The sequence below is a fragment of the Streptomyces sp. NPDC006207 genome, assembly GCF_040613835.1.
GTDB lineage: Bacteria > Actinomycetota > Actinomycetes > Streptomycetales > Streptomycetaceae > Actinacidiphila.
Genome location: NZ_JBEXSX010000145.1, coordinates 1 through 2,879, shown reverse-complemented (window position 1 = coordinate 2,879; position 2,879 = coordinate 1). Strand labels below are relative to the sequence as shown.

General features: G+C 71.0%; 5 protein-coding genes and 1 pseudogene. 1 reads left to right on the top strand and 5 read right to left on the bottom strand.

Annotated features, from left to right (window positions below; genetic code table 11):
- Positions 1 to 179, bottom strand: a pseudogene (locus ABZ312_RS45030) (endonuclease); the annotation flags it as partial.
- Positions 180 to 405: 226 nt separating this feature from the next.
- Between ABZ312_RS45030 and ABZ312_RS45025 the strand changes: the two are divergent.
- On the top strand, positions 406 to 966 hold the full coding sequence (locus ABZ312_RS45025) for a hemerythrin domain-containing protein (RefSeq protein ID WP_500440220.1): 561 nt from the start codon (positions 406 to 408) through the stop codon (positions 964 to 966).
- Positions 967 to 1,276: 310 nt separating this feature from the next.
- Here ABZ312_RS45025 and ABZ312_RS45020 read toward each other — a convergent pair whose 3' ends face one another.
- The 4 genes from ABZ312_RS45020 to ABZ312_RS45005 all read right to left on the bottom strand — a co-directional run bounded on the left by ABZ312_RS45020 (position 1,277) and on the right by ABZ312_RS45005 (position 2,776).
- On the bottom strand, positions 1,277 to 1,459 hold the full coding sequence (locus ABZ312_RS45020) for a hypothetical protein (RefSeq protein WP_500323971.1): 183 nt from the start codon (positions 1,457 to 1,459) through the stop codon (positions 1,277 to 1,279).
- A gap of 108 nt (positions 1,460 to 1,567) precedes the next feature.
- On the bottom strand, positions 1,568 to 1,783 hold the full coding sequence (locus tag ABZ312_RS45015; RefSeq protein WP_500323970.1) for a hypervirulence associated TUDOR domain-containing protein: 216 nt from the start codon (positions 1,781 to 1,783) through the stop codon (positions 1,568 to 1,570).
- Positions 1,784 to 1,834: 51 nt separating this feature from the next.
- Positions 1,835 to 2,065, bottom strand: a complete 231-nt coding sequence (locus ABZ312_RS45010) for a DUF6480 family protein (RefSeq protein ID WP_500323969.1) — start codon at positions 2,063 to 2,065, stop codon at positions 1,835 to 1,837.
- 24 nt (positions 2,066 to 2,089) lie between these two features.
- A complete protein-coding gene (locus tag ABZ312_RS45005; RefSeq protein ID WP_500440219.1) occupies positions 2,090 to 2,776 on the bottom strand; it encodes a UdgX family uracil-DNA binding protein in 687 nt (228 codons plus the stop codon).
- Between the last annotated feature and the right edge of the window lie 103 nt (positions 2,777 to 2,879).

The window sequence follows — 2,879 nt, the reverse complement described above, 5'->3', positions numbered from 1 at the left end:
GACGCCTTGATCCGGGCACTGAGCAGGCAGGCTGCCACCAGCGCCTGGTAGAGCGGCTGCGGGGTGTTCTTCAGCTTGATGCCGGCGTCCTCGGCGTAGGTGTGGCCCTCGCTGTCCAGCAAGGCCTCGACCGTCGCCTTGTCCTTCGTACGGTCCCGGGGTCCGGTGGTCCCGGCCATCACGCATCACCTTCTCCGGAAGCGGATCACCGCCTCAGTGCAGGCTGCTACCCGGCCACCCGCGCCCTACACGGCGTAGCGATCGATCCCGGCATCCACGTGGTGGCGGCCTGGGCCGAAGATCGTCGTCCGGATGGCCGACAAAGGGGGCGTGTCCTCCGTGGGACCGGGAAGCAGCCCGGGAGAAGACCGTCGACCGCACACCGACCCGGAAGGGAGTCATGTGATGGGACACGGCGGAAACGTGATCGCAGAGCTCACAGCCGACCACCGCGAGGTGGAGGAGTACTTCGCCCGTCTGCGGGCCCTGCCCGCGGGTGACAAGGAACGCCGGAACGTGCTCGACGAGGTCACCATCGAGCTCGTACGCCACTCGGTGGCCGAGGAGATGTACCTCTACCCGGCCGTCAGGAAGCACCTGCCCGGCGGGGACGCCCTGGCCGACAAGGAGATCCAGGAACACGCCGAGGTCGAACAGGTCCTCAAGGACCTGGAGGACGTCGACATCGACGACGCCCGGTTCGACGAAATGGTGGGAAAGTTGATCACCGATGTCACCGAGCACGTCAGGGAGGAGGAGCAGCAGCTCTTCCCGGGCCTGGCGCAGGCCTGCACGCCCGAGCAGCTCTACGAGCTCGGGGACCAGGTCCGCCGGGCCAAGAAGGTCGCCCCGACCCGCCCGCACCCCAGCGCCCCGGACACCCCGCCCGGCAACAAGCTCCTGGCACCGGGGACCGGACTGGTGGACCGGGCACGCGACTTCGTCACCGGCCGCGGCCGTTCCTGACGCGAGCCCGCCCCACGGGCCGTTGCGGCGGGCGACCGCCGGAACGGCACAGGGGCCTGACACGGCGGTGACCGGGGTTCCACGAGCATCTCGTGGCGGACGTCCGCGGCGGGCCATCCGCCGCCCACCACGTGTTCGTTGAGGTCCTCCCCGAGCCCAGCGAAGCCGGCCTCCAGCCGCGTGTCGCACCGCGAATCCGGGGCATCCGGATTCTGCGGTGAGGCAGCCGCATGGTGGGTGAATGCCCCGGACGCCGGGTCCCCCCTCCCGGCGTCCGGGATCACCTCGTGCCCCCCGGTCGGCGCGATCGTCAGTCGGGGGGTTCTTGCGGTGGAAGGTCGCGCGGCGCGTCGGGAACGTCGGTGTCCGGTCGTCCCCGTTCCGCCGTGTCGGGATCGCGCCCGCGGTGCCCGCGGGCCTGCTGGAGATCCTGCTGGTCCTTAGGCGGCGGGGCGGTGTGCTCCGCACCTTCGGGCGTCTCGTCGCGCTTCACGTGTGTCTCCTTTCGGGTGCCCGGTATCGACGGACGCGGGGTGGCATCCGCCGCGGACGGCGGGCATCGCATGGAGCCCTGGCCGAGGCCGCCCTCGTTGCCCACGGCTCACCCGTCCTTGCCCAGTGCCCCCGGCTTGTGGACCGCCGAGCGCCCGGACTTGTCGCTCTCGACCTCGTACTGCGGTTCCTCACTCGAGGCGTCGACGGTGCGGTCCGCCGCCCGGGTCCGTTTGGTGACCTTCTTCTTGACCTTGCCGGTCACCTTCTGGCCGTGGCTCTTCCACGACACCTCGTCGCCCTTGCTCAGGTCGCGCTCGGCCATGGATTCCTCCTCGCGCAGGCGTTCGTATGTCCGGGTGCCCCTGCGCCGTACCTAGGAGGAGAGTGCGACGATCATGGCGATCACTCCCGCGAGGAAGATCGCGACGACGCAGAAGATCAACACCAGCGGCGCGAATCCCCACGCCTTGCGAAGTTCCGGCCGCTCGGGGAGGGAGATTCCGTGGGTGGTGCTGCTTTCCGCCGGGGGTGTCTCCGTGGGGGGCACCTTGCGTTCGGCACTGCTGCTCGGGGCGGAACGGTCGGCTGCATGCGGCGTGCTCATGGCACACCTCCCAGAGGGACGCGGTCAGTGCATCTGCTGAGCATCTGCCCGTGACCCGGCCCGGGAAACGGAATCGGATCGTCCGAGGGCGTCGGCCACCACGCGCAGGTCCGCCACCAGTCCGGCGTACATCTCCTCGCGGTTCTCGCCGGCGCGCAGTACGGCGGAGGGGTGGACGGTGGCGAGGACGTGCGCCCCGTCGAGGGGCACGCCCGGCGTCAGGAGCTTCCCGCGCTGCCGGGTGACCCGGAACTCCGGGCCCATCAGGGCCTTCGCGGCGGTCGCGCCGAGGGCGACCACGATCCGCGGGGCGATCCGTTCCAGCTCGGCCTCCAGCCAGGGCTTGCAGGCGGCGACCTCGCGGAGCGTGGGCTGCTTGTGGATCCTCCGCCTGCCATGCTCCGGGACGGTGAACTTGAAGTGCTTCACGGCGTTGGTGACGTAGGCGTCGGCCGGATCGATCCCGGACTCGTCCAGCGCCCTGCGCAGCACCTTCCCGGCAGGGCCGACGAAGGGAAGGCCCTGCCGGTCCTCCTGGTCCCCGGGCTGCTCGCCCACCAGGACGAGCCTCGCGGACGGCTCCCCGTGCCCGAAGACGGTCTGGGTGGCATCCGCGTACAGCGGGCACCCCCGGCACCCCGCGGCCGCGCTGCTCAGCGCCGCCAGGTCCGCGTCCTCGGGGACGTAGGGCGAGGCGTCATAGTCCGCCATGGGGGGTGCCTACCCCGCAGCCTTGGTGGGAAGCCGGTCAGGACAGACCTGGGTGTCGCGTCACCACGGCCGTGGCCGCGCGCGGCCGCCATGGCGGTCGCGC

What these genes read in the sequence shown, in the direction of transcription:
- ABZ312_RS45025 (WP_500440220.1), top strand. Translation starts at nt 406, where the DNA reads ATGGGACACGGCGGAAACGTGATCGCAGAGCTCACAGCCGACCACCGC.
- ABZ312_RS45015 (WP_500323970.1), bottom strand. Translation starts at nt 1,783, where the DNA reads ATGGCCGAGCGCGACCTGAGCAAGGGCGACGAGGTGTCGTGGAAGAGC.
- ABZ312_RS45010 (WP_500323969.1), bottom strand. Translation starts at nt 2,065, where the DNA reads ATGAGCACGCCGCATGCAGCCGACCGTTCCGCCCCGAGCAGCAGTGCC.
- ABZ312_RS45005 (WP_500440219.1), bottom strand. Translation starts at nt 2,776, where the DNA reads ATGGCGGACTATGACGCCTCGCCCTACGTCCCCGAGGACGCGGACCTG.